This is a genomic window from Congzhengia sp. (assembly GCF_037235575.1).
In the GTDB taxonomy this organism is placed as follows: domain Bacteria; phylum Bacillota; class Clostridia; order UBA1381; family UBA9506; genus Congzhengia; species Congzhengia minquanensis.
This window is the reverse complement of the sequence record NZ_JAXUNN010000012.1, coordinates 23,034-46,719: the sequence shown is the minus strand read 5'-3', so window position 1 is coordinate 46,719 and position 23,686 is coordinate 23,034. Positions and strand designations below refer to the sequence as shown.

Genomic DNA, 23,686 nt, shown 5'->3' with positions numbered 1-23,686 from the left:
CAAATGAAAACAATACGGAGGATGGCAATGGCACGCCCTGAAAGACTACAAAAATATATCGCCCGCTGCGGGGCCGCGTCCCGCAGGGCAGCGGAGGAACTGATTTTGTCCGGCCGCGTCAGGGTGAACAAACAGGTCGTAACAGAGCTGGGCACCAAGGTAGACAGCGACAACGACAAGGTTTTTTTAGACGGAACCCGTTTGCTGCCAGAAAAAAAGCTGTATTACATCATGCTCAACAAACCCAAAGGTTACATTGCCACTGCCAAAGACGAGCGGGGCCGCTCGACTGTAACAGAGCTTGTGGCAGACATTGACGCAAGGCTCTACCCCGTTGGACGGCTGGACTATTTAAGCGAGGGGCTTTTGTTTTTAACCAACGACGGCGATTTTGCATACCGTCTTACGCACCCCGGCCAGCACGTTGCAAAAAAATATCAGGTCGTGGTTTCGGGTATTCCCGAGTTTGAAGACATAAAAAAACTGCGTGCAGGCGTAGACATCGGCGGATATGTCACCGCCCCGGCGCGGGTGGATTTGGCAAAGACCGAAGAACGTACCGCGCAGCTTAACATTACGTTAACAGAGGGGAAAAACCGTCAGATAAGAAAAATGTGCGAGGCTGTCGGATTTCCTGTCTTGCGGCTCAAGCGTGTAAGCGTAGGCGGCGTTGCACTGGGAAACCTGCCTTTGGGAAAATGGCGTCATTTAACAGAAGCAGAACAAAAACTACTTTGCGGCGGTGATAAAAATGATAACGATAAAAACGGAAGAAGACAAAACAGACATTCATAAATTTTTGTCCTCCCAGGGCGCAAACATCGATTTAACCGGCACCATTGTAATGACCGCCCGGGAAAACGGAACGATTTTGGCCCTGGGCGCCCTCTCCATGAAAGACTACCGCGTGTTTTTAGACCATATCGTGGTGTCGGGCGAATATGTGGAGGATTTAAATCTGGTGCTGGGGCTTATGAAATCGCTTTTAAACCTTGCGGATTTGCGCGGCATGAAAACGGTTTATGGCTCTAACCCCGCTATGTTTGACCTTTATAAAATGCTGCGGTTTAAAAAAAGCGCAGGCGAGGCAAAAAAGATGTACGAGCTTTCGCTTGAGGGGTATTTTACCTGCGAAAACGAAGAACAGTAAATAATAAGGAGAATTTTATGACATTAAACGAACTGAAAAAAGCGTTCACATGCACCTACGGAGACGGCGGAACCATTCGTTTTTTTGCATCGCCCGGCCGTGTGAACTTAATTGGCGAGCACATTGACTATAACGGAGGCTTCGTTTTTCCTGCGGCATTAACCCAGGGCACGGTGATTGCATTAAGGGAACGCACCGACGGCATTATCCGCTTAAAGGCAACAGATTTAGACGAATTGGTGACATTAGATATAAAGAATCTGTCAGACTATAAGAATTTAAAATGGGGCAACTATCAGGCCGGCGTGGCATATGTGATGCAGCAGGATGGGTTTACTATTTCCGGCTGCGACATGTTGTTTGACGACACGCTTCCTCACGGCGGCGGGCTTTCCAGCTCGGCTGGCATTGAGGTTGCAACGGCCTTGGCATTTGCCACCCTGTCGAACGAAAAAAAGGGTATTACCGTCCCTGTAGATATGATAGAAATGGCGCGTTACTCTCAAAAGGCCGAAAACGAATATGTCGGCGTAAGCTGCGGCATTATGGACCAGTTTGCTTCCGCCATGGGCAAAAAAGACTGCGCAATTTTATTAAAGTGTGACACGTTAGAATTTAAACATATTCCGCTGGACATGAAAGGCTATTCCATTGTCATTTCCAACACCAACAAAAAAAGGAGCCTGGCCGACTCGAAGTATAACGAGCGGTGCGAAGAGTGTGCAAAAGGCCTTAGCATGCTCCAGGCAGAACTTGCCGACTTAAAGTTCCTTTGCGAGCTGACGCCGGAGGTGTTTGAAAAGCACGCACACCTCATTACAGACGAAACCGTATTAAAGCGCGTGCGTCACGTGGTGAATGAAAACGCCCGGGTGCTAAAGAGCGTGAACGTTTTGGCAAAAGGCGACCTGATTGCGTTCGGCGCGCTGATGAACGCCTCTCACGACTCCCTGCGCGACGATTATGCGGTAACCGGCATTGAACTCGACACCTTAGTAAAGGAAGCGCGCAAAATTGACGGCACAATCGGCTCAAGAATGACCGGCGCAGGCTTTGGCGGCTGCACCGTATCTTTAGTGAAAGATGAAGCGGTTGACAGCTTTATGGAAAAGGTCGGCGCGGCATATACTGAAAAAATCGGTTATGCTCCCTCGTTCTACCGGTTTGGCATTGGCGACGGCGGACGGGAATTGTTTGAATAATTATTCTTTTAAAGTAAAAAAAGCGGCCTGTTTCATGAAACAGGCCGCTTTTTAACTGCAAATTTAACCGTCCCCGTCATCCAACAAAATATCAAGCATTTGCCCAGGGTTGCTTAAAAACCGTTTGGTAAGCTGAAAATGCTCCGTTTCGCTGTATGTAACAGGCTGAATGCCCTCCTCTGAAAACTGATAGATTTTCGCATTGGGAAAGGTCATCAGCATGGGAGAATGTGTTGCAATGATAAACTGCGAATTTTTCTTCACCAGCAAATTAATTTCAGCAATCAGCGTTAAAAGCTTTGCCGGCGACAGGGCCGCTTCCGGCTCGTCTAAAATATACACACCGTTACCGCCAAACCTGTTTTGAACCAGCGACAGAAAACTTTCCCCGTGGGACTGTTTGTGCAGAGATATGCCACCGTAGCTGTCAATTACAGGCGGTGCAGCGGCAGGCTCTTTGTCCATCTCCTCAATGTTTGTAGCAACGTTATAAAAACTTTCTGCACGAAGAAAAAAACCGTCCCTTGCAAATTTCGACCGAGAAATAGTCAGACAGTCGCACAATTCTGAATGAGTTTGATTCGTAGAAAAACTGAAGTTTTTTGTGCCGCCCTCGGCGTTAAAACCAAAAGCCACGGCAATCGCTTCTAAAAGCGTAGACTTTCCCGTTCCATTCTCTCCAACAAAAAACGTCACATTGCTGTCAAACACAACTGTGTGATTCCTCATTAAAAACTGTACCGCAGGAATTTCTCTCAGATAGGACCCCCGCCCAATTTCCCTTTTCAGTTGAATGCTGTCAATAAATCTTCCGTTCATTTCAGCAGTTTCCTCCGCGCTTGATGGTCAGGCATAAACTGCGCCATCATCTTTTGAAATCCCGCCCCATGGTTTGGCTCAAAAAAATGGACAAACTCGTGCAGCACCACATATTCAATGGCCGCAGGCGGCATGTTTGCCAGCCGTGCGGCCAGCGTAATATATCCATCCTTAAAATGGCAAATGCCCCACGCGCTTTTTATATGCTTTACTTTAATTTTCGGTTTTTGCTCCATTCTGTCATGAAACAGTTCCCAAACCTGGGCAACAAAAGGTGCGAAAATTGCTTCGCACTGGCAAGCCGGCGGCGCGGCCTCCGCATTTATGTTCTTTTTCCGGGCTGCAATCCTTTGTAGGGCTTTATGAATCCAGTCCACTTTTTGCGCAACAAATCCGTCAACCGCAGCCAGTGGAACATGCCTGCCTGCCGACACAAACACGCCCCGCTCTGTCACCCGGAGATTTATGTTTTTCACATTTTTCCGCGTGAGAGTAAACGAAACGCCCGCCGCTGTCCGCATCATTTACGCTTAAAACCCGCAAAGTCGCCCCGGGCGGAAACAATTTCATATCCGATTTTTTCCATGCGCAGGGCAAGGGAAGCAAGAGATTCCGCCGCCTCGTCCCCAGTGCTGATTTTGTTATCGTAGAGCATATATTTTTCCCGTACATTTTTCGGCGAAAGGTTAGGCATTACCACGTTAGCACCGGCCAAAACCGCTTTTTCCCGCCCCATTTCGTCCAGCGTGCCCAAAGCCGTTGTGGCAGGCAGCAGCACGCTCGGAAGCAGCAGACGCGTCAGCGCAACCATAAAAATGGTCTTTTTCGCACTGCCGTTGGGCTCGTTTTTAAATGGCGTATCTTTGTGCGAAATAAACGGCCCAATACCCACCATGTGCGGCTGAAATTTTTCTAAAAACAGCATATCTTCTGCCAAATGTTCGTTGGTTTGATAAGGCGAACCCACCATCATGCCGCACCCCACCTGAAACCCAATTTCCTTTAGGTCATACAAACACTTTACGCGGTTGCTGAGCGTAAGCTCATCCGGATGAAGCTTACGGTAGTGGTTGTCTGTGGCGGTTTCGTGACGCAAAAGATAGCGGTCTGCCCCGGCGTTGTAAAAGCGCTGATAAGTGCTTCTATCCCGCTCACCGACAGACAGCGTCACCGCGCAGTCGGGATATGCCTGCTTGATGGACGAAATCATTCTGCACATTTCATCGTCAGAAAAATACATGTCCTCCCCGCCCTGAAGCACAAAGGTGCGAAAACCCAAACGGTAGCCCTCCGCACAGCAGGAGAGAATGTCGTCTTTATTCAGCCGGTAGCGGGCGGCGTTTTTGTTCGAACGCCGAATTCCACAATAGTAACAGTCGTTTCTGCAATAGTTTGTAAACTCAATCAGGCCGCGGATAAACACCGTTTTGCCGTATATGTTGTCCCGCATGCTGCAAGCCTTTTTAAATGCAAAATCCCGGCACACGTCTGCATTTTGAAGCAAATACACCCACTCGTCTTTCAAAAGGCTGTGGGTGTCGGTTAATTTATTGATTAAATTTTTTGTTTTTTCCAGTTTCTCTGTTTTCATGATCTTCCCTACGCTCCGATTTTTTAATTCTATCAATGAAATATAAACACAGCGCCACCAGCGCCAGGCCGCCCAAGCCGCCTGCAATGTATGAAAGGGCGCTATCCGGCTTTTCTTTTTCTCCGTTTTTGCTGCCAGTGTTAAAAGACTCACCGCTTTCCCCTTTTTCCTTAATCACCGTAAACGAAAGCGACCCTGCCAGGTCGGACATAGTTTTCAAATCTGCCTCCTCTGCCGCTTCCTTATTTAAATACAGCAAAAAAGAAATGCCGTTGCCGTTTACAAAGGTTGCGCCAAACACCATTCCGTGTTTTTTTCCGTCAAACTGCACCGTTCCCGGCACGGTGATAAACTTCATTTGGGAATAAGGCACAATGGAAACGCTCTCCGGGTTATATTCAAACCCGTCCACGGAAAAGCCGTCTTTTAAAATGCGGTCTAAATCGTTTTTAATTGTCTGGTCGTCCGTTTCCAAAATATTGTATAACTCGTAGGACAAGTCGTTTTTCTTCACCTTAACATAAATTTCACTGTCCTCCGTGGGGTTGGTAATGAAATATTCACAGTCAGACTTAACCAGCGCTTCGTTCACTTCGTCGGCAGTCAGCCCCACCGCGTTTAAAAGCGCGTCGTCCGTCATGTTCTTTGAAAACACATACCACTGGTCGGAAACGGAAAATCCCATATAGGCCTCGGGCACGTCATAGGAAAAAGCGGTGCCCATTGCAAAGCAAAGCATTGCCGCGGTTAAAACAAATGCGGTAAATAATTTTTTCATTCCGGTTTCCTCCCTTTTGGCTTTTTAGTCTGCCTCCGCTAAAATTTTTTGTTTTTGTTCTTCGGTGATTGCGCGGCATTTCACCATGCGGTTTAACACGTGCTCGTGCCGTTTTTGCGCTAAATCGTTGTTTTTCGTCGGCGCATAAACCGAGGGCGCATTAGGAATTCCCGCAAGCATGGTGCTTTCATAGTCGGTCATTTCCGCCGGTTCCTTGTTGAAATACCCTTCCGCCGCGTCTTTCACACAATAATATCCGTCGCCGTAATAAACCGTGTTGATGTAAAGCTCTAAAATCACGTCTTTTGCATAATTTTTTTCAAGCTGATACACCACAAAAAGCTCGGCGGCCTTACGTTCTATTTTCTTTTCATTGGTAAAAAATAAATTTTTTGCAAGCTGCTGGGTTATGGTGCTGCCCCCCTGGGAAAACTCCATAGTCTGAATGTTTTTCACCAGCGCCCGCCCTAAAGCAATCACGTCCACGCCGTGGTGCTTGTAAAACCTGTGGTCCTCCACTGAAATCACAGCGTCCTCATAAATATCGGGAATTTGGTCTAAAGTGGTGTAACAGTCCTCCGTGCGCACCTCTTTCACCTTTTGAACAACGCTGATGGCTTGCGTTGCTTTTTTATACATCACATACCCTGCCGCAGTGAAATATGCGCCGGCGCAGATTATGGCCAACAGCAGCAGCAAAATAAGCCGTTTTAATAGTTTTTTCATTGGTTTTCTCCCGCCAAAAACGCGTTTTTCTATCTAATCTTACTATTATTATATCAATTTTTAAAACCTTAGTCAATGCCGGCGCGATATTCTTTCGGCGTTTTTGCGCAAATCTTTTTAAAATTGCGGTTAAACGACCGAATGCTGTCATATCCGCATTCCATGGCAATTTCCCCAATGTCTGTGTTTTCGCCGCTGCGCAAAAGATAGGTTGCGTCTGAAATTCTGCGGCGGTTAACATAGTCGTTAAAAGACGTGCCAATGTTTTTTAAAAAATATTTGGAAAGATAGCCATAGTCATATTTCAGCTCCCTGGCCGCATCATAAAGCGTGCAGGATTCCTTGTAGTTATCCTCAACAAAGACAAGAATTTTGTCCAAAAGCGTGCGCTCTTGCCTGGCGGGCCGGGGAACAAATTTTAATGTTTTAAAAGCTGCTGCGCAAATGCTGTATAAAAACGCCTTAATGCTGAAAATGTCGCTGCAGGCTGAAATTTTTTCAAAGTCATATGTAAACGGCATAAGATTTTCCACCGGCAGGCTATTTTTAAACCGGTTGTAAAACGACGCGCACAGCTCCGGAGCAAATATTGATAAAAAACCGTGCCCCGCGCCTATTTCTTGAAACCCGTGAAGCTGGTGCGGAAAAATTAACACTGCCTCTCCTGCCGCCGCCATATAGTCGCGGTACTCCACCGTAACACACAGCTCCCCGCTTGTTGCGCAAACCAGTTCAAAACTTCTGTGCATGTGTAACGGATAGTTCCATGGCTTCATTCTTGACAACGAAAAATTACCGCCCCGTGCCACAGGCTGTGTCTGGTAAAACATGCGCCGTTCCTCCTTAAACCAATTTTGTCTATGATTATATCACATCTGTCTTGCATTTACAATACGCGGGGCTTATAATTTGACGTAACAAAAAATAAAAAAGGGAGAGACAACGTTTATGAAAAAAGCACTGATTGTATATGGCGGCTGGGAGGGGCACTACCCCGTTCCCCTGTCTGAGCTGTTTGACGGCTGGCTCACCGAAGCCGGATTTGATGTTACCAAGTCTGACTCATTAGACGCCTTTGCAAAAGCAGAAGAATTAAAAACCTACAACCTCATTGTGCCCATTTGGACCATGGGAGAAATTCCGAACGAGTATGCAGAAAACGTCAGCCAGGCGGTGGCGGCAGGAGTTGGTATGGCCGGCTGTCACGGCGGCATGTGCGACGCGTTTCGAAACAACACCACATGGCAGTTCATCACCGGCGCACAGTGGGTGGCGCACCCGGGCAATGCCGAGGCGCACTACACCGTTAACATTTTAAAAAGCGCAGACAGTCCGCTGACGGAGGGCATTTGCGATTTTGACGTTACCAGCGAGCAATATTACATACACACAGACCCTGCGGTGCACGTTTTGGCCACCACCTCGTTCCCCGTTATCGACGGCCCCCACGCGGCAAACGGACACGTTGACGTGCCCGTGGTGTTCACAAAAAAATGGGGCAAGGGCAAAATTTATTATAACTCCTTAGGCCACACGCCGGACATTTTCGACATTCCGGAAGCAAAAGAACTGATGAAGCGCGGCCTTGTTTGGGCAGCGCGATAAAGGAGGGAGCAAAATAATGGAAAAAGTGAACATTGGCGTTGTCGGCTGCGGCAACATCAGCGGAATATATTTTCAAAATCTCACTACGGTGTTTTTAAACACCAATGTTTATGCCTGCGCCGACTTAGACGAAGCCCGGGCAAAAGAGGCGGCGGAAAAATATGGAATTCCGCACATCATGACGTTGGACGAAATGCTTGCATGCCCTGAAATTCAAATTATTTTAAACCTCACTACACCCCAGTCCCACTACCCCATTTGCAAAAAGGCGTTAGAGGCCGGAAAACATGTATATACGGAAAAGCCCTTAAGCCTGCACTTTGACGAGGGGAAAGAGCTGGTTCGCCTGGCGGAGAAAAAGGGGCTGCTCATAGGCTGTGCACCAGACACGTTTTTGGGCGCGGGCATTCAAACCTGCCGCAAGCTGATTGACAGCGGCTTCATCGGCGATTTGGTGGGCGCGGCGGCGTTTATGCTTTGCCCTGGCCACGAGAGCTGGCACCCCGACCCGGAATTTTATTATAAAACGGGCGGCGGCCCAATGTTTGACATGGGCCCCTACTATTTAACCGCGCTGGTGAACTTAATGGGCGGCGCCGAAGAAGTTTGCGGCATGGGTTCAATTACGTTCCCAAACCGCACTATAACCAGCGAAAAGAAGTTTGGCACGAAGATGGCCGTTGAAACCGACACCCATATTTCCGGTATGATTCGGTTTGAAAACGGCGCAATCGGCACCATAACCACCAGCTTTGACGTAACGAAAACCAGCCTTCCCAGAATTGAGCTTTACGGCACCCGGGGAACCCTGCTGGTTCCCGACCCCAACACCTTTGGCGGGCCGGTTCTGCTCGCTACGAAAGACGGGTCGGGTTTTCGCGAAGTGCCCCTCACCCACAACTATTCAGAAAACAGCCGTGGGCTTGGGGTGAGCGACATGGCAAAATGCATTTTGTCCGGCGGAGAAAACAAAGCGTCGGGAGCGCTGGCCCTGCATGTTTTAGAAATGATGGAATTTTTCAAAACCAGCGACACGCAAAAGCTATATCATAAAATGGAGTCCCGTTACGAAAAGACCCCGCCCATGTGCGCAAATGTCATTCAGGGCGAAGTATAAATTTTTCCCGGTAAAACCCACCCGAAACCTTGTGTTTCGGGTGGGTTTGTGCTATAATATGGGTGAATAAAGGAGCGATTGCAAATGATGATTAGACGCGCAGAAGAAAAGGATATGGCCGGAATTAACCGTTTGCTTTGCCAAGTACTTGCGGTGCACCACAACGGCAGGCCGGACTTGTTTCAGCCGGACGCAAAAAAATATACCGACAGCCAGCTAAAACAAATTTTATCAGACGACGCAAGGCCGGTTTTTGTGGCCGCAGACGGCGAAAACGTTTTCGGCTATGCGTTCTGCATTTTTCAGCAGCATATCGGCGACAATATTCTGACGGATATTAAAACGCTGTATATTGACGACCTCTGCGTGGACGAAACCCTCCGCGGACAGCACATTGGCAAACAGCTTTATGAATTTGTTGTAGACTTTGCGAAAAATAGCGGGTGTTACAACGTGACGCTGAACGTGTGGGCGTGTAATGAAAGTGCAAGGAAATTTTATGAAAAGTGCGGCTTAAAGCCGCAAAAGTTTGGAATGGAAACTATATTGTAAATACTACGCAGCGTGAATGTAGCACCCAAAAAAGTTAGACAATTTTAAACGGTAAATAAAAATGGTATAATAAACTAGACGCGACATTAAGAGCATTTGAAACGAAAGTTAAGTCAAGTTTATTATACCATTTACTGTGTATTTAATTATACGGCAGAATAATACCGCTGTTAATAATTTTTGTATAGGTTTATAATAATTTTGAGGTGAAAAAAAAATGAAAACACTTTTACAAAAGCTTTACAGCGGAGAATTAGACCCCACAAAATATTACGTGCCAAAAAGTGTAGAATTTTGGAAACAGGATGAAGCTGTTAATAATATTTTGAAAAAATGGACAAAAAAAATAGGCCAAGAAGAACAACTTGACCTTTTTGATGAAATGCTGTCTATTTATACCCGCATGTCAGCCATAGAAAGCGAAGAAATGTTTCAGCACGGTTTTAACCTTGCCGTGAAGCTGATGAGCGAGGCATATTCCGCGAAACTCCCCAATGAAGCAGACATGACATATGCAAATAAAACCTTTTAACTTCTTTCTTCCCTCACAGGCATGGAAAATACTAGCGTTCCCGTAACGTCGTGCAATTCATAATAGGTTCCGTGGCCGTCTGTTACATACGTTCCGTTACACGGGTCGCCTACAAAATAGAAATCCGGCTGGGAATTTAACACGCATGTAAGATTACCTGCACAATATTGCTCGCCAAACAGCCGCACCGTGGCGTGGTTTAAGCCGGAAAGTTCAATTCTACGCCGGAACTGTGCGCTCACCGGCGCAACCTCACGGGCGCCAACTGTGCCGTTTTTCTGGGTTACAAAAGCCCTGCATTCCCGGTGCTCCACCTTCGGAAAATGGTAGCTGGCTGTGCCGCCTTCCACCTCGGTTTCATATCCCATCAATACCGGCGCACCCAAGGGCATTTTTAGCTTTGTTTCCACCGTGGTGTTGGGCGAATATACCGAAAACATATAAGCGTTGTCGTGCCTGTGAATTGTCATTACCGGGGGCTTTGCGCTGTTTGCTTTGCTGAAACTCAGCTCCATTCCGAAGTGTTTTAAGGCACAAACCATTTCGCGCTCTGAAGCTCCAAACTGCACCCAAACTGCGCTGCCGCGGCAAACCACGCCGTTTTGCTCTTTCGTCCCTGCAGGAAACAGCCTGCAAAACGCCTCCGGAACATTTTCCCCGCCGCCGTAAAAGATTACCTTTCCCCCGTTTTTTGCATAGTCTATCATCGTGCGCTCGTGTCTGCTGCCAGCCAAGGGAACAGGGGTGATAACCACGCTTTCACAAAACATTTGCTTGTTGAGCGCTGCAAAAATGTCGCCGGAAACCACCTGATTTAACGGCATGCCGCAATTAATTGCGCCGCGAACGAACCAGTCGCCGTGATACATGGCGGAAAGCGCTTCTGCGCTGTCTGCTTCGCCATATTCTGCAAAGGGATATACCCAAACCAACGGCGAAACCCCGTCGGGGGCGTCTTTTCTTGCCTTTAAAATGTGGGGCAGCGGCTCATATACACAGCTTTCCGGCATGTCGCCGAAGGAGTTGTCAATAGATAAAATGTTAAAATGCGTCGGCAGGCCGATTTTCCCATTTTCATCAATCCGCGACAACGCCCCAGGGAGATAAATGTCGTGGGGCTGGCCTCCATATCGGTCATACCACGGCGAGTTCACCCACCAGGGGTCGTGAATGTAGTAGCGGAACATAAACTCGTTGGCCGGCAGCTCCGCAATTCGCGACATGTGCCCCATAAGCTCTAAGCCAAAATCAAAATTCAGCGCCGCCCAGGGCGAGTTTGGCGGCGGAAGAACGCCCTTGGCGTTTTTGTAAATTGCAGAAAGAGGCACGCCGTCTGAAGCCATGTCAATGCCGCAAGACATGTTTGTGCCACGGGTCTGAACCGGAAAGTCGGGGCACTCGGCACGAAACAGGCTCCAAAATTCCAGCACATCCTTTTTCACAGCAGGAAGCGCTGTGGCGTCGAATCGTTCGCCGTCAAAAATTGCGCCGTGTGCACTCCAGGTTTCGCGTCCAAAGCCCAATCCGTTAGAAAGCCACAAATAGTCGAACCCCAAGTCGCTTAAAAACGCCTGAGCCTGCCGACCCAAAAACGTGCCGAACGGAAGCCCATCGGGTATGCCGTTTGGAAAACCGGCATAGTGAACGTTGTCACCCTTCAGGCGCGCGTGGGCGCAAATCATGGTGCCCTTGCCCATGTCCTGCCCCAGACAAATTTCGTTATGGCGGTTATATTTAAAATCTGAAACGGCAAACTCCGGCCCGGGGTCCACTGTTTCGCCAACTAAAATCTGTTTGTCCTCCCCCAGCACTTTTTTCCCCGCGTCCTTTAAGGCGCAGATAATTTCTTTTAAAATTTGGTAGGTCATTTTGGGAGGATTTTTTGTGTAAAGATAGTTTCTGGTGTGCAGTCCCTTGCCCTCGGGGTCAATTTCCGGCGGGTGCTTCTCCCGCTGATTGGCGCCGCCTAAAAAATAACACCATTCAAATTCGTCGTTTAAGCTACCGCGGTAGTCTAAAAGCTCCGACCCGTCGGCGCACCAAAGCAGCACCGAAACGGTTTCGGCGTTTTTTAAAAGCGGTTTCCACTGCGAAAAAGCAGTTTCGCAAACGGTTTTGATAAATGGGGCGTCTGTCTTTTTAAACGGTTTTAGGCTCATTTCCAGGGTAATGTTTTCAAACAAAATACCACCTGCTCTCTTTTTTATTTGTATTTCATTATATCGCGTTCTTTAACCTGCTTCCATAACATTTCACATCATTTTTTGTGTAAAACAAAGATCTATTTTACTGGTCGCGAAACTCTGTGGGCGTTACTCCAAAATGCTTTTTAAACAGCCTGTTAAACGACCGCGTGCTGCCAAACCCACACTGATAAGAAATTTCTGTCATACTGTGGTTTGTGGACTTCATCAGACCCATGGCACGCTCTAAACGATATACCGTTAGGTAATAAAAAAAGCTTACCCCCGTCACCTTTTTAAAGTAGTGGGAAAAATAATATTTTGAAAAGTTGCAGTAGTCCGCCATTTCCTCTAAAGATACCGGCCGCATATAGTTCTGTTCCACAAACCGCTCCGCGTGGTGCAAAAGCTTCATGCTCTCCGCAATTTGGGCCGACTGTTTTGTGGTTACGGCGCGAAATCCCACGCCCCGCAGTGCCTCCACAAAAGCCGACAGCGACAGCGCGTTCACCGCATATTCAAAACCAGGCTTTTTTCCCGCGTGCTCCGTTTGAATATCCTGCACATAGGAAAGCAATTTCTGATACACCGCATCCCGTTTTGTGATAACGTTTTTCAGCAGCCTGATTTTAGAAAGGTCTAAAAAACCTTCCTGTCCCTCAGCGCCCGTTACCACCGCTTTCATTACAAAAATATTGTTTTCGCCCCGGCTCACAAATCCGTGAAGCTCGCCGGGCATAAACAGGCAAATGTCGCCTTGCTTTGCCTCAAAACTTCCGCTTTCGCAAACGACAACCGTTTCCCCCTCCCGCACGCAGTCAATTTCCGCCTCATCGTGAAAATGAACCACATAGCTTAAGTTCCCCGTGTCGGGATTGATGTAAGGATATCCTTTTTCTGCCCTGTGAACCTCTTCAAAATAAACGTTTTCCACCTGCCTCACCTCTTATGTTCCATTGTACCGCACTTTTTATAAAAAAGCAATAAGTGTCGCAAATTAAACAATAATTGTGTTTACTTCAATGAAACACAATGGTATGATTGACTTATAACAAGAATTTCATTGAATAAAAAGGAGAGTAAATATGAACGAGTTTTTTAACGTACCCAAAATCGCCTATGAAGGCGCAAATTCTGAAAATATGTTTGCGTTCCGCCACTATAACCCCGAAGAGGAAATCTGCGGAAAGCCCATGAAGGAGCATTTAAAATTTGCCATGAGCTGGTGGCACACACTCTGCGGCGACGGAACCGACATGTTCGGCATTGGCACAGCAGACAAAACCTTCGGCGGTAAAACGCCCATGGAGGTTGCCAAAAACAAGGTTTTGGCAGGGTTTGAGTTTATGCACAAGCTGGGAATTGAATACTTCTGTTTTCACGACAAGGACTTAGCGCCCGAGGGAAATTCTTTACAGAAATTTCAGCAGAATTTAGACGAAATTGTTCCGCTTATCAAAGAACAAATGGAGAAATATCATATCAAGTGCCTGTGGGGCACGGCAAACCTGTTTAACCACCCGCGCTACACCCACGGGGCAGGAACCACCTGCAACGCAGACGTTTATTGCTATGCCGCGGCACAGATAAAAAAAGCAATTGAAATCACCCTTGAGCTGGGCGGCATGGGATATGTATTCTGGGGCGGCCGGGAAGGCTATGAAACGCTGCTTAACACCGACATGGGCTTTGAGCTTGACAACATGGCATATTTAATGAAAATGGCGGTGGATTACGCCCGGGGCAAGGGCTACAAGGGCGATTTTTACATTGAGCCTAAGCCAAAAGAGCCCACCAAACACCAATACGATTTCGACGCTTCCACCGTTTTGGCATTTTTGCGAAAATATGGTTTAGAAAAAGACTTTAAGCTGAACATTGAGGCAAACCACGCTACCCTTTCCGCCCACACCTTTCAGCACGAGCTGCGCGTGGCACGGATTAACGGTGCGTTCGGCTCTATCGACGCCAACCAGGGCGACCCGCTTTTGGGGTGGGACACCGACCAGTTCCCCACAAACGTTTATGACGCGGCCCTGGCCATGTATGAGGTGTTAAAAAACGGCGGTTTTACCAACGGCGGCTTGAATTTTGATGCAAAAGTACGCCGTGCTTCCCATACATACGAGGATTTGTTCCTTGCCTATATCGCCGGAATGGACACCTTTGCCTTGGGACTGAAAATTGCGGACAAAATAATAAAAGACGGCCGCATCGACGCGTTTGCAAAAAACCGCTATGCATCGTTTCACACTGGCATCGGTGAAAAAATTAAAAACAAACAAACCGACCTTTGCGCACTTTCCGACTATGCGCTGTCTTTAGGCAGTGTTGCAGACGAAGCCAGCGGCAGGCAGGAATATTTAGAAAGCATTTTAAACGATATTATGTTCGGAAAATAAAAAAGGAGTGCTCCTATGAACTACGAAATCACCGCTTTTTCCTCTTTTGGAATCTGCCGGGCAGACAGCAGCAAAACCACATTTACTGCAGCAGAAGATACGAACCAATGCTTCTTTGAAATGAACGTCACTTTTGACCACTGGGAAGACGAATTCTATCTTCTTATGCCTGCCTGTGCCTATAACGGCAATCGATATGAAAAAGTGAAACGGTCTTATCCGCCTATGTACAAGCCGGAGGAAACCGACAGGCAGCTCATTACCGATGTGCCTGCACTCGCTCCCGACGGCAGCGGAATCATTGAAGTTACCGCAGGAGATATGTCGGTTCCCTGCGTTTGTGTGCTGAATCCAAAAGAAAAACAGGCGTTTATGTTGTTTACAAAACAGGAGATAAAGGGCGAAAATTTAGGATTTCGGGTAGAAAAAGGCCGCATCACCGTTTCCTATCCTGCAAACAGAACAACCGCTTACCGTTTTTGCCGGGAACACGAAACGAACTGCGACAGCGGCATTGCGGTAAAAAAAGGCGAAACCTTCACGCTGGAACACAAAATAGTTTCCTTTCCCTGTGAAAACATAAATGCGCTGTTTACTTGCTTTTTTAAAAACAGAAAATGCCTGCTTTCCGGTCCCCGTCCCGAAAACTTATACACCGACGCACTGTGGGACATGCAGGAGGATAAATTTAACAGCTATAATTATTCCGGCGAATATTATGCCGAAATCACAAAAATCTGGCAGTGCGGCTGGTGCGGCGGCGCCATCTCCAGTCTTCCTCTGTTCATGCGCGGAAACGCGCTTTCAAAGGAACGGGCAATTAACACTTTAGACTATTTGTTTGCCCACCAGGCAAACAGCGGTTTTTTCTATGGTTACATCAAAAACGGCGTTACCGAAGACGACAGTTTTCACACCCCGGGTATGGAACATCTCCACATGATACGAAAAAGCGCAGATGTGCTGTATCATCTGTTCCGGCACTTTCGGGTTATGAATCCGAAACCTCATTGGGTCACAGGCACAAAAAAATGTGCCGACGCCTTTGTTACGCTTTTTCAGCGGTTCGGAACCTTCGGTCAGTTTATCAACATCGAAACCGGCGAACTCGTGGTAAAAAGCAGCACCGCAGGAGCAATGGCAATCGGCGGTTTGGCCCTTGCATGGGAATTTTTCGGCGAACCTGTCTATCTTGAAACCGCAAAACGCGCCTGCGATTTTTACTATCACAGAGATATTGAAAACGGCGTTACCACAGGAGGCCCGGGTGAAATTTTAGGAGCACCTGACTCGGAAAGCGCCTTCGCCATGCTGGAAAGCTGTGTGACGCTTTTCGAGGTCACAAAAGAGGAAAAATGGTTGCGTTATGCCGAAAGCTGCGCGCATCTGGCCGCAAGCTGGGTGGTAACATACCCTTATCTTTTCCCGAAAAACAGTGAGTTTTACAGACTTGGCATCAACACGGTGGGCAGTGTGTTTGCAAATGTTCAGAATAAGCATTCTGCACCGGGTATCTGCACCCTGTCGGGCGACAGTCTTTATAAGCTTTGGCGCTATACGGGAAACCACGAATATTTAGAACTGATTAAAGATATTGCATTTTTCATTCCCCAATGCGTTTCAACAAAGAAACGTCCGATTTATTCCTGGGACGATACGCCAAAACTGCTCCCTGAAGGATTTATTTGTGAACGTGTCAACATGAGCGACTGGGAGGGAAAACAAAACATCGGCGGTGTGTTTTGCTGCTCCTGCTGGTGCGAAACCAGCCTGCTGCTCACCTTTACGGAACTGATGTGTTATGACGAAATGAAACGGTAAAAACAAACAGAAAGGCGGATTTTTTATATGACTTTTGAAGTACGCGCAAAAGAACTGGTTTCAAAAATGACGCTGGCAGAAAAAATTGCCCAAATGCAGTATGAAGCCCCGGCAATCGAGCGCCTGGGCGTTCCGGCCTACAACTGGTGGAACGAGTGTCTGCACGGCGTAGCCCGCTCCGGCGCGGCAACGGTTTTTCCCCAGGCAATCGGCATGGCGGCAAGCTTTAATACCGACTTAATGTTCGATGTTGCCACTGCCATTTCCGACGAGGCAAGAGCAAAATATAATGAATATAAAACCTTTGGCGACACGCAAATTTATCAGGGGCTTACCTATTGGTCGCCCAACATCAACATTTTCCGCGATCCCAGATGGGGCCGCGGACACGAAACCTACGGAGAAGACCCTTACCTTACCGGCAGAATGGGCGTTTCCTTTGTTAAGGGCCTGCAAGGCGAGGGAAAATACAGAAAACTCGACGCCACCATTAAGCACTATGCCGTGCACAGCGGCCCGGAAACCCTGCGCCACGGCTTTAATGCCGAGGTGAGCGACAAAGATTTATATGAAACCTATCTCTGGGCATTCAAATATTGCGTTGACCATGCCGCCCCGTCGGCGGTTATGGGAGCATATAACCGTGTAAACGGGGAAGCATGCTGTGCCAGCAAAACCCTTTTAGAAGACATTTTGCGGGGCGAGTTTGGATTTTCCGGCTATGTGGTGTCAGACTGCGCCGCCATCTGCGACATTCACCAGCACCACCACATTACGAACAACGAAGCCGAAAGCGCGGCCTTAGCGGTGAACAACGGGTGCGACTTAAACTGCGGCGAAACCTATAAGTGGCTGAAAACCTCGGTGGCCTTGGGGCTGATTTCAGAAGAAACCATAACCACCGCGGTGGAGCGTTTGTTTGCCGCCCGCTTCCGCTTGGGCATGTTTGATGACGACTGTGAGTATGACGCCATTCCCTACGACGTGGTGGAGTGCGAAGCGCACACGAAACTGAACCTTCAAATGGCGGAGGAAAGCATTGTGCTGTTAAAAAACGACGGCATTTTGCCCCTGTCGCCCAATCAAAACATTGCGGTAATCGGCCCGGTGGCAGACGATGTAACCGTGCTTTTGGGCAACTATAACGGCACGCCCTCCCGCTATACAACACTGCTCACCGGCATTCAAAGCCAGGCAAAGGGCAAGGTTTATTATGCCCGCGGCTGTCACTTATACGACGAAACCGTTCACCGCTGGGCGGAACAGCCGCTAAGGGAGGCAATTCTCGCGGCAAAGCGCGCGGATGTGGTGATTATGATGTGCGGTTTAAACCCGTCTTTAGAGGGGGAAGAATCGGACAATTACAACGGCTCTGCCGGCGGCGACAAAATAGATATTGAACTGCCGCCTTCCCAGAGAACGCTGTACCGCGAAATTATAAAACTGGGCAAGCCCGTTATCTTTGTAAACGTCAGCGGAAGCTGCATCGCCCTAACCGAGCAGGACAAAGACTGCCGTGCGGTGCTCCAGTGCTTTTATCCCGGCGCAATGGGCGGCGAGGCTTTAGCAAATGTTATTTTTGGCAAAACCTCACCCAGCGGCAGGCTGCCCGTAACCTTTTACAAAACTACAGAAGACCTGCCCGATTTTGAAGATTATTCTATGGAAAACAGAACGTATAAATTTTTCCGCGGAACACCGCTCTACCCGTTCGGCCACGGGCTGACCTATTCTGAAATCACGGAAGAGCCAATTGATGAAAACACCGTGAAGCTGACGAACAAAGGGCCTTTCGACACCTGGTATTCCGCCCTTAAGTTTGAATATATTCCCCACAAAAATCTGTGCGGATTTCAAAAGGTGTTCTTAAAGAAAGGCGAAACAGTTACGGTTAAATTTGACAGGGAGGGATAGTATGTATTTCATCGGAATTGACGTGGGAACCTCCGGCACAAAAGCGGTTTTAATTGACGAAACAGGCGCAGTTTTGCGCTCCCACACAGAGGAATATCCTATGCAGCAGCCGAAGAACGGCTGGGCGGAACAAAACCCGTCAGACTGGTGGGAGGCAACCAAGCTTTCGCTGTCTGAAGTGTGCGAGGGCATTGACAAAATCTGCGGCATTGGCCTAACCGGGCAGATGCACGGTTTGGTAATGCTGAACGAAAACAACGCGGTAATCCGCCCGGCCATTATCTGGTGCGACCAGCGCACAGGAAAAGAGTGCGCTGAAATGACGGAAACAGTAGGTGCAGATAAGCTGTTCTCCATTACAGCCGCTCCGGCCATGTCGGGCTTTACGGCCGCAAAAATTCTGTGGGTAAAGAATAACGAGCCGGAAAACTTTAAAAAATGCCGCCATATTCTTTTGCCGAAAGACTACATCCGTTTTATGTTAACCGGCAAGTTTGCCACCGATGTGTCCGACGCAGGCGGCATGCAGTTGATGGACATAAAAAACAGAACCTGGAGCGACGAGGTGCTTGACACTTTAAAAATTGACAAATCACTTCTTCCCAAAATTTATGAAAGCCCCGAAGTTTCGGGCTTTGTAAAATCAGCCGACGTACCGGCATGCCTCCGCGGCGTGCCGGTGGCAGCCGGTGCAGGCGACAATGCCGCAGCCGCTGTGGGAACGGGCATTGTAGAAAACGGCAGGGCGTTTACCACCATCGGCACCAGCGGCGTGGTGTTTGCCCACACCGACGAACCGCTGATTGACCCAAAGGGGCGCATTCATACCTTTTGCTGCGCCGTGCCGGGCAAGTGGCACGTTATGGGCGTTACACAGGCGGCGGGGCTCTCTTTAAAATGGTTCCGCGACAACTTTTGTGAACTGGAAACAATGAATGCGGAAAAACAGAACACCGACGTGTATGTGCTGTTAGACGAAATGGCTAAAACGTCCCCCATTGGGGCAAATCATTTAATTTACCTGCCCTATTTAATGGGTGAGCGCACACCGCACTTAGACCCAGACGCACGGGGCGTATTTTTCGGTCTTTCCGCCATACACACCAAGGCCGATTTACTGCGCGCTATTTTAGAGGGCGTGTCCTTTTCGCTTTACGACTGTGTAAACCTTTTAAAGGAAACCGGAGCCGAGGTTTCCGATATGACGATTTGCGGCGGCGGCGGAAAAAGTCCATTTTGGAGCCAAATGCTCTCAAACGTTTACGGTACTGAAATTAAAACCGTTGCCTGCTCTGAAGGCCCGGCCTACGGCGCGGCAATTTTAGCCTCCGTTTCGGCTAGGGCGTTTGACACTGTTGAAAGCGCCTGCAAGGCGCTGATTCGAAGCGGCAAAACCTTTGTGCCAAATGAAACGGAACATGGGGCTTATCAAGCAGTATATGGGCTTTATCAGTCCCTTTACCCCAGCTTAAAGAATTTATATCAACAGCTAAAATAAAAAAAACGGCGGTATTAACCGCCGCTTTTTTATTTATTTTTTCACACAGGCCCGAATGGTGATTAATTTTTTTACCACATTTAACACATCGCCATCAGTTACCGCAATCATTAACCATCTTGCACCGTTAAACGGTTTTGTGTTCTCATAAAGCACTCTTAGCGCCTCATGCGAGGACAAAACCAATTCAGCCTCTGCCACTTCTCTGCTGCCGATGCATATCAGGCACGTAAAGACATCTTTTTCCGGATACAGCGTGCAAAGCGCGCGGCCTCCTTTTTTAAACTTAACGTTCCATCCTGGCGCTCCGCTGCATTTACTGTATTCAATCTTCGGCGTAACTCCATAGGTTTCTTCCATAAATCCAAGTAGTTCCGTCCACAGCGGGCTATTTATATATTCTGCAACTGCATTTAAATCCGGCTGAAATTCCTGTGTATATTTTTCGCTCCAAGTCATAAACCAGCACCCCGTTTGCTTTTATTGTACCGCCGTTTCAAGCTCTACATATTCCGTTGTAACAACACCGCAGACATCGTCCGTCAACTCAAAATAAAAACCCTTTGTCCCTGATGGAAGCGTAAAGGTAACGGTTTTGTTTTGAGGAACGGTTATCTCCTCGGGCTGCTTCCAAACCGTTTTCGACGTGCTTCCGTCGTAACTGATTCCGGAGGTGTTGTAAACCAGCCTGATTTTGCTGATGTTGTTTTCTGTAACGAAAGAAAACGACGCTGTGTTCCCCTCAACAGACACCCGTCCAACCTCTGTAAAGCGTGGGCCGCCCCGCACAACGCTGTCTGCAAAGGTGAAAATCTCCGGCACCGCTTCTCCCGCAGGCTGGCTGTGTGTCAGTCCATATTTATAAGAAATCACAGAATTTTCAACATCAAGCGCCGATTTTGTGTTTTGGTCAATGGCATACATGTTCGCCGCGTTGCCGTTTATAAATAACGTAGGAATTTTCACATTAGAAAGCACGTTTTTCGCGTCCCACAGCAGGCGTTTGCCGGAAAGGCCCTTGTTCACGCCGCCCTCGTTTAAATAGCCGCTGTTGTAAACCGGCACGGCAAAGGCGAACCCGGGGTCAACGCCAATGGCATAGCTTGTAATCATGCTGCCGTTTGAAATTCCCGTAATACCAATGGCGTTTTCGTTTACCTCAGGCAGACTTGCCAAAAGGTTTTTCGCAAGAATTGGTTTTGCCACCGCCTGATACATATACTGGTCCTGAAGCGGCTGGTCGATATCGGTATAGTAGCCCGACGGCTGTCTTGCCCCCATGTTGTAGACAACGTCCGGGTCTAAATCGGTGTTTCTGTCCACCATGTAACAGGCAATTGCCGCATAGCCTTTGTCTACCCACGATTTCACCCAGGAGGGATATAGCCTGCTGGCGTTGCCATGAATCAGCACAACTGCCGGAACCTTATTGACCGCGCTGGCCGTTTTGGGAACACCCATATAGGCGAAAACCTGGGTGTTTTCCCCCTTATGAGGAAGACCTTCAAACAAAATGGCCGAAACATCGTCATATCCTGTTTCTATTGTGTTCACCAGCTCATATTCCGGCGTTTTTGTCACCGCTTTTGCCTGCAGGGTGTCAACAATCTGCTCAAGGGACAGCCCTGCGGTAATTTCAGCAGACTCTGTATAAGGCGTCACCGTTTTAAAATCCTCCCATAAAAATACCTTTGCGCTCATCGCGCCCGCAGGCTTATCAGCGCTGATTTCAGCTTCGCCCGCCGCAAATTCCGTGCCAGACAGCGGCTTACTGGTAACGCCCAAAAGCGTTTTTTTTCTGCCGTAAACTGCGAGTATAAGCGTCATATTTTTTCCCTCTAACGCTTTGTTGTTTATCACCGCCCGGGCGGAGAGGGTCTCGGCTGTGTCAAAATCGTCTGTGGTAAAATAAACTCTTGTGCCCGTAACCTCCCGCGGCTGCGTGGAAACAAGATTTGAAACCGCGCCGCCGGACACTGCAAAAAAGTCAAACCGCAAAAACGCTCCTGCATCGCTGTCCGAAATGGTGTAGCTCACCGCGCTGCCGTTTAAAACGCCGCCGGAGAGCCTTGCAAAATGCACGCCGTCTGTAGAGGTCATCAGCCGGTATTCCACTGCTGCGCCCGTGTCATTTTCTACGCTTGCGGTTACTGTGCTGCCGCAGGAAAAGTCGCCGCTGACCGAGGCATTTTTCAGTCCCTTCTCCGCCACCTTAATCTCGTCAATACAATAGACCATTTCTTCCGTGTTTTCACCGTTTAACAGTGAAAGCCCCAACAGACATGTGCTGGGAACAGACGCAAGCGAAAACGGTATTTGATACTCTGTCCACCCCTCTTGAAGCTGTACGGATGCGAGCGCATTTACTGTTTCTTGTGTTCCGTCATAGGTTGAAACAGAGGGCGTTAAAACCGCCCCCGCGCTGTCCGATTTTGCGCGGAAGCTTAGACAATAATCCGTGTTGGGCTTTAGATAAATATTCTGGGCAATCCTGCCGTTTTCTCCGCTGTTTGCCACCTGAGTCACCTGAATAAACGCATTTTGCTCCTCTGTCTGGTCCACCACAACAGCCCCGCTGCCAGCGGTCCACGCCTGCACCCGGGTAGTGCCGTCGTAAACGGCTTTTGCTGCGAACCCATCGTCAAAGCTGCCGCCAAAGGGTACATTTAAGCGTTCTATTTTCAGTTCGTCCACGCAATAGTCTGCAATGACCTCGGTGTAACCATCGCCCTGGCCGGACATTCTGAAATAAAAAGACGGGCGGACAGACAGGGAATTCACCACATAGTTTTGTGAATTTTTAGACGGCCGAAAGACACATTCAAACTTTTGCCATTCCTCTGTCAGCGGTTTGTCTACATTAATTTTTTGATACCACGCAATTTCGGATTTGTCTGCATCGGTAAAGTCTATATACCCCCGAAGATAATATTTCCCCGCGTCCTCTGCCTTTCCGATTTTGGCATACCACGTCAGCTTATAGGCCGTGGCCGGCATAACGGCAAGATTGGAATATTTCATGGAAGAATGTTGGTGATTTGATTCAACATAGGCATATTTCGCCGTTTGGTTTGCTCCACCGTTGTTTTTCACCGTAATGGCTGTTTTTTGAAACAGCGTGAATTCCGGATTGCTAAAGTCAAAATTTGCGTTTAACACTATCGGCTCATCGGAAGATATACTGTAGGCCGGTTTACACACAAACTCGTCCAGCATATATTCAATGTTCGTATTTTTCGCTCGGTATTCAAATGTACAGGTGTCACCGTAAAGCGTCTGCGAGGTGTTGTGGCCTTCTGTATAAAGCGTGCAGGTTTCGCTCACCGTATAAGAAGCGGAATACCGGTACCAGCCGCCGCCCATATCTTCTTTAGTGGTCAGATAAATCAGGTGATAGCCGCTGAAATCCGGCGCAGGATTTCCGTCCTTCAAATATCTGTAATACGCCACTGCATAACAGTTGTCCAGTGCGTTAGGATTGTCTGCCGGTGGTTTGCCCATAATAGAAATTTCGTATGTTTCACCAACTATAGACCGATATTCCTGCTTAAACGCCACTCCGCCCATGTTGTTTGCATTATTTTTCATTTTCACAGCGCCGCGGCTTCCGCCGAATCCCTCAGCAACCCAGGTTTTTTCTGCACTGAAAATAACGCTTCCAGAAGTCTCAGGTGTTTCAAAATCCGCATACAAAAAATCTGACACAAAATAGTCTTCCGCCCCCACAATGGACATGCAGGACATCAACAGCACCACAATCGCCAACCATAAACAAAAAACTTTTTTCATGTTTCTT

At 48.2% G+C, this 23,686-nt stretch carries 21 protein-coding genes; 11 read left to right on the top strand and 10 right to left on the bottom strand.

What is annotated here, in order from left to right; all coding sequences use genetic code 11:
* The first annotated feature begins 27 nt into the window (after positions 1-27).
* The 3 genes from WIG73_RS02105 to WIG73_RS02095 are packed head-to-tail and all read left to right on the top strand — an operon-like array spanning position 28 to position 2,352.
* Complete coding sequence (locus WIG73_RS02105; RefSeq protein ID WP_337399088.1) at positions 28-795, top strand: pseudouridine synthase; 768 nt, start codon at positions 28-30, stop codon at positions 793-795.
* Positions 752-1,150 carry a hypothetical protein gene (locus WIG73_RS02100; protein WP_249313831.1) on the top strand — a complete coding sequence of 133 codons (399 nt, stop codon included), beginning with the start codon at positions 752-754 and terminating at the stop codon, positions 1,148-1,150. Before WIG73_RS02105 ends, WIG73_RS02100 begins: the two co-directional genes overlap by 44 nt.
* A gap of 17 nt (positions 1,151-1,167) precedes the next feature.
* On the top strand, positions 1,168-2,352 hold the full coding sequence (locus tag WIG73_RS02095; RefSeq protein ID WP_337399086.1) for a galactokinase: 1,185 nt from the start codon (positions 1,168-1,170) through the stop codon (positions 2,350-2,352).
* A 63-nt stretch (positions 2,353-2,415) separates the two neighbouring features.
* Here WIG73_RS02095 and WIG73_RS02090 read toward each other — a convergent pair whose 3' ends face one another.
* The 6 genes from WIG73_RS02090 to WIG73_RS02065 form a co-directional block, all read right to left on the bottom strand.
* Positions 2,416-3,171: an AAA family ATPase gene (locus WIG73_RS02090; protein WP_337399085.1), complete on the bottom strand. Its 756-nt coding sequence runs from the start codon at positions 3,169-3,171 to the stop codon at positions 2,416-2,418.
* Positions 3,168-3,647: a SprT-like domain-containing protein gene (locus WIG73_RS02085; protein WP_337399084.1), complete on the bottom strand. Its 480-nt coding sequence runs from the start codon at positions 3,645-3,647 to the stop codon at positions 3,168-3,170. Before WIG73_RS02085 ends, WIG73_RS02090 begins: the two co-directional genes overlap by 4 nt.
* Before the next feature lie 44 nt (positions 3,648-3,691).
* Positions 3,692-4,762 carry a [FeFe] hydrogenase H-cluster radical SAM maturase HydE gene (hydE, locus tag WIG73_RS02080; RefSeq protein ID WP_337399083.1) on the bottom strand — a complete coding sequence of 357 codons (1,071 nt, stop codon included), beginning with the start codon at positions 4,760-4,762 and terminating at the stop codon, positions 3,692-3,694.
* Entirely contained in the window at positions 4,719-5,540 is an 822-nt protein-coding gene (locus tag WIG73_RS02075; protein ID WP_337399082.1) for a hypothetical protein, read from the bottom strand. The genes hydE and WIG73_RS02075 overlap by 44 nt, the downstream gene beginning before the upstream one ends.
* Before the next feature lie 24 nt (positions 5,541-5,564).
* Positions 5,565-6,266 carry a biosynthetic peptidoglycan transglycosylase gene (locus WIG73_RS02070; protein ID WP_337399081.1) on the bottom strand — a complete coding sequence of 234 codons (702 nt, stop codon included), beginning with the start codon at positions 6,264-6,266 and terminating at the stop codon, positions 5,565-5,567.
* 68 nt (positions 6,267-6,334) lie between these two features.
* Positions 6,335-7,096 (bottom strand): AraC family transcriptional regulator, encoded by a 762-nt coding sequence (locus WIG73_RS02065; RefSeq protein WP_337399080.1) that lies wholly within the window; start codon positions 7,094-7,096, stop codon positions 6,335-6,337.
* Between the two features lie 118 nt (positions 7,097-7,214).
* On the opposite strand from WIG73_RS02065, the gene WIG73_RS02060 reads away from it, so the two are divergent.
* The 4 genes from WIG73_RS02060 to WIG73_RS02045 all read left to right on the top strand — a co-directional run bounded on the left by WIG73_RS02060 (position 7,215) and on the right by WIG73_RS02045 (position 10,072).
* The gene (locus WIG73_RS02060) at positions 7,215-7,871 is read left to right on the top strand and encodes a ThuA domain-containing protein (protein WP_337399079.1); all 657 of its coding nucleotides are present in this window, start codon (positions 7,215-7,217) and stop codon (positions 7,869-7,871) included.
* Positions 7,872-7,887: 16 nt separating this feature from the next.
* Positions 7,888-8,988, top strand: a complete 1,101-nt coding sequence (locus WIG73_RS02055) for a Gfo/Idh/MocA family oxidoreductase (RefSeq protein ID WP_337399078.1) — start codon at positions 7,888-7,890, stop codon at positions 8,986-8,988.
* A gap of 84 nt (positions 8,989-9,072) precedes the next feature.
* A complete protein-coding gene (locus WIG73_RS02050; RefSeq protein WP_337399077.1) occupies positions 9,073-9,540 on the top strand; it encodes a GNAT family N-acetyltransferase in 468 nt (155 codons plus the stop codon).
* Between the two features lie 217 nt (positions 9,541-9,757).
* Positions 9,758-10,072 (top strand): DUF6809 family protein, encoded by a 315-nt coding sequence (locus tag WIG73_RS02045; protein ID WP_337399076.1) that lies wholly within the window; start codon positions 9,758-9,760, stop codon positions 10,070-10,072.
* Here the strand turns inward: WIG73_RS02045 and WIG73_RS02040 are convergent.
* Positions 10,069-12,255, bottom strand: coding sequence for a hypothetical protein (locus WIG73_RS02040; RefSeq protein ID WP_337399074.1), 2,187 nt, complete (start codon positions 12,253-12,255; stop codon positions 10,069-10,071). The two genes, WIG73_RS02045 and WIG73_RS02040, sit on opposite strands and share 4 nt — an antisense overlap.
* A gap of 103 nt (positions 12,256-12,358) precedes the next feature.
* Positions 12,359-13,189, bottom strand: coding sequence for an AraC family transcriptional regulator (locus WIG73_RS02035; RefSeq protein WP_337399073.1), 831 nt, complete (start codon positions 13,187-13,189; stop codon positions 12,359-12,361).
* 151 nt (positions 13,190-13,340) lie between these two features.
* On the opposite strand from WIG73_RS02035, the gene xylA reads away from it, so the two are divergent.
* The 4 genes from xylA to xylB are packed head-to-tail and all read left to right on the top strand — an operon-like array spanning position 13,341 to position 19,890.
* The gene (gene xylA, locus WIG73_RS02030) at positions 13,341-14,657 is read left to right on the top strand and encodes a xylose isomerase (RefSeq protein ID WP_337399072.1); all 1,317 of its coding nucleotides are present in this window, start codon (positions 13,341-13,343) and stop codon (positions 14,655-14,657) included.
* 15 nt (positions 14,658-14,672) lie between these two features.
* A complete protein-coding gene (locus tag WIG73_RS02025; RefSeq protein ID WP_337399071.1) occupies positions 14,673-16,478 on the top strand; it encodes a hypothetical protein in 1,806 nt (601 codons plus the stop codon).
* A 27-nt stretch (positions 16,479-16,505) separates the two neighbouring features.
* A complete protein-coding gene (locus tag WIG73_RS02020) occupies positions 16,506-18,392 on the top strand; it encodes a glycoside hydrolase family 3 C-terminal domain-containing protein (protein ID WP_337399069.1) in 1,887 nt (628 codons plus the stop codon).
* 1 nt (position 18,393) lies between these two features.
* Positions 18,394-19,890 carry a xylulokinase gene (gene xylB, locus WIG73_RS02015; RefSeq protein WP_337399068.1) on the top strand — a complete coding sequence of 499 codons (1,497 nt, stop codon included), beginning with the start codon at positions 18,394-18,396 and terminating at the stop codon, positions 19,888-19,890.
* A 33-nt stretch (positions 19,891-19,923) separates the two neighbouring features.
* Here xylB and WIG73_RS02010 read toward each other — a convergent pair whose 3' ends face one another.
* A complete protein-coding gene (locus WIG73_RS02010) occupies positions 19,924-20,349 on the bottom strand; it encodes a DUF3788 domain-containing protein (protein ID WP_337399067.1) in 426 nt (141 codons plus the stop codon).
* Positions 20,350-20,370: 21 nt separating this feature from the next.
* Positions 20,371-23,679: a carbohydrate binding domain-containing protein gene (locus tag WIG73_RS02005; RefSeq protein ID WP_337399066.1), complete on the bottom strand. Its 3,309-nt coding sequence runs from the start codon at positions 23,677-23,679 to the stop codon at positions 20,371-20,373.
* Positions 23,680-23,686: the final 7 nt, after the last annotated feature.

Coding starts and splice junctions, on each gene's coding strand:
- WIG73_RS02060 (WP_337399079.1), top strand. CDS start 7,215: ATGAAAAAAGCACTGATTGTATATGGCGGCTGGGAGGGGCACTACCCC.
- WIG73_RS02100 (WP_249313831.1), top strand. CDS start 752: ATGATAACGATAAAAACGGAAGAAGACAAAACAGACATTCATAAATTT.
- WIG73_RS02010 (WP_337399067.1), bottom strand. CDS start 20,349: ATGACTTGGAGCGAAAAATATACACAGGAATTTCAGCCGGATTTAAAT.
- WIG73_RS02065 (WP_337399080.1), bottom strand. CDS start 7,096: ATGTTTTACCAGACACAGCCTGTGGCACGGGGCGGTAATTTTTCGTTG.
- WIG73_RS02005 (WP_337399066.1), bottom strand. CDS start 23,679: ATGAAAAAAGTTTTTTGTTTATGGTTGGCGATTGTGGTGCTGTTGATG.
- WIG73_RS02090 (WP_337399085.1), bottom strand. CDS start 3,171: ATGAACGGAAGATTTATTGACAGCATTCAACTGAAAAGGGAAATTGGG.
- WIG73_RS02020 (WP_337399069.1), top strand. CDS start 16,506: ATGACTTTTGAAGTACGCGCAAAAGAACTGGTTTCAAAAATGACGCTG.
- WIG73_RS02095 (WP_337399086.1), top strand. CDS start 1,168: ATGACATTAAACGAACTGAAAAAAGCGTTCACATGCACCTACGGAGAC.
- WIG73_RS02025 (WP_337399071.1), top strand. CDS start 14,673: ATGAACTACGAAATCACCGCTTTTTCCTCTTTTGGAATCTGCCGGGCA.
- WIG73_RS02055 (WP_337399078.1), top strand. CDS start 7,888: ATGGAAAAAGTGAACATTGGCGTTGTCGGCTGCGGCAACATCAGCGGA.
- WIG73_RS02050 (WP_337399077.1), top strand. CDS start 9,073: ATGATGATTAGACGCGCAGAAGAAAAGGATATGGCCGGAATTAACCGT.
- WIG73_RS02075 (WP_337399082.1), bottom strand. CDS start 5,540: ATGAAAAAATTATTTACCGCATTTGTTTTAACCGCGGCAATGCTTTGC.
- xylA (WP_337399072.1), top strand. CDS start 13,341: ATGAACGAGTTTTTTAACGTACCCAAAATCGCCTATGAAGGCGCAAAT.
- WIG73_RS02105 (WP_337399088.1), top strand. CDS start 28: ATGGCACGCCCTGAAAGACTACAAAAATATATCGCCCGCTGCGGGGCC.
- xylB (WP_337399068.1), top strand. CDS start 18,394: ATGTATTTCATCGGAATTGACGTGGGAACCTCCGGCACAAAAGCGGTT.
- WIG73_RS02070 (WP_337399081.1), bottom strand. CDS start 6,266: ATGAAAAAACTATTAAAACGGCTTATTTTGCTGCTGCTGTTGGCCATA.
- WIG73_RS02045 (WP_337399076.1), top strand. CDS start 9,758: ATGAAAACACTTTTACAAAAGCTTTACAGCGGAGAATTAGACCCCACA.
- hydE (WP_337399083.1), bottom strand. CDS start 4,762: ATGAAAACAGAGAAACTGGAAAAAACAAAAAATTTAATCAATAAATTA.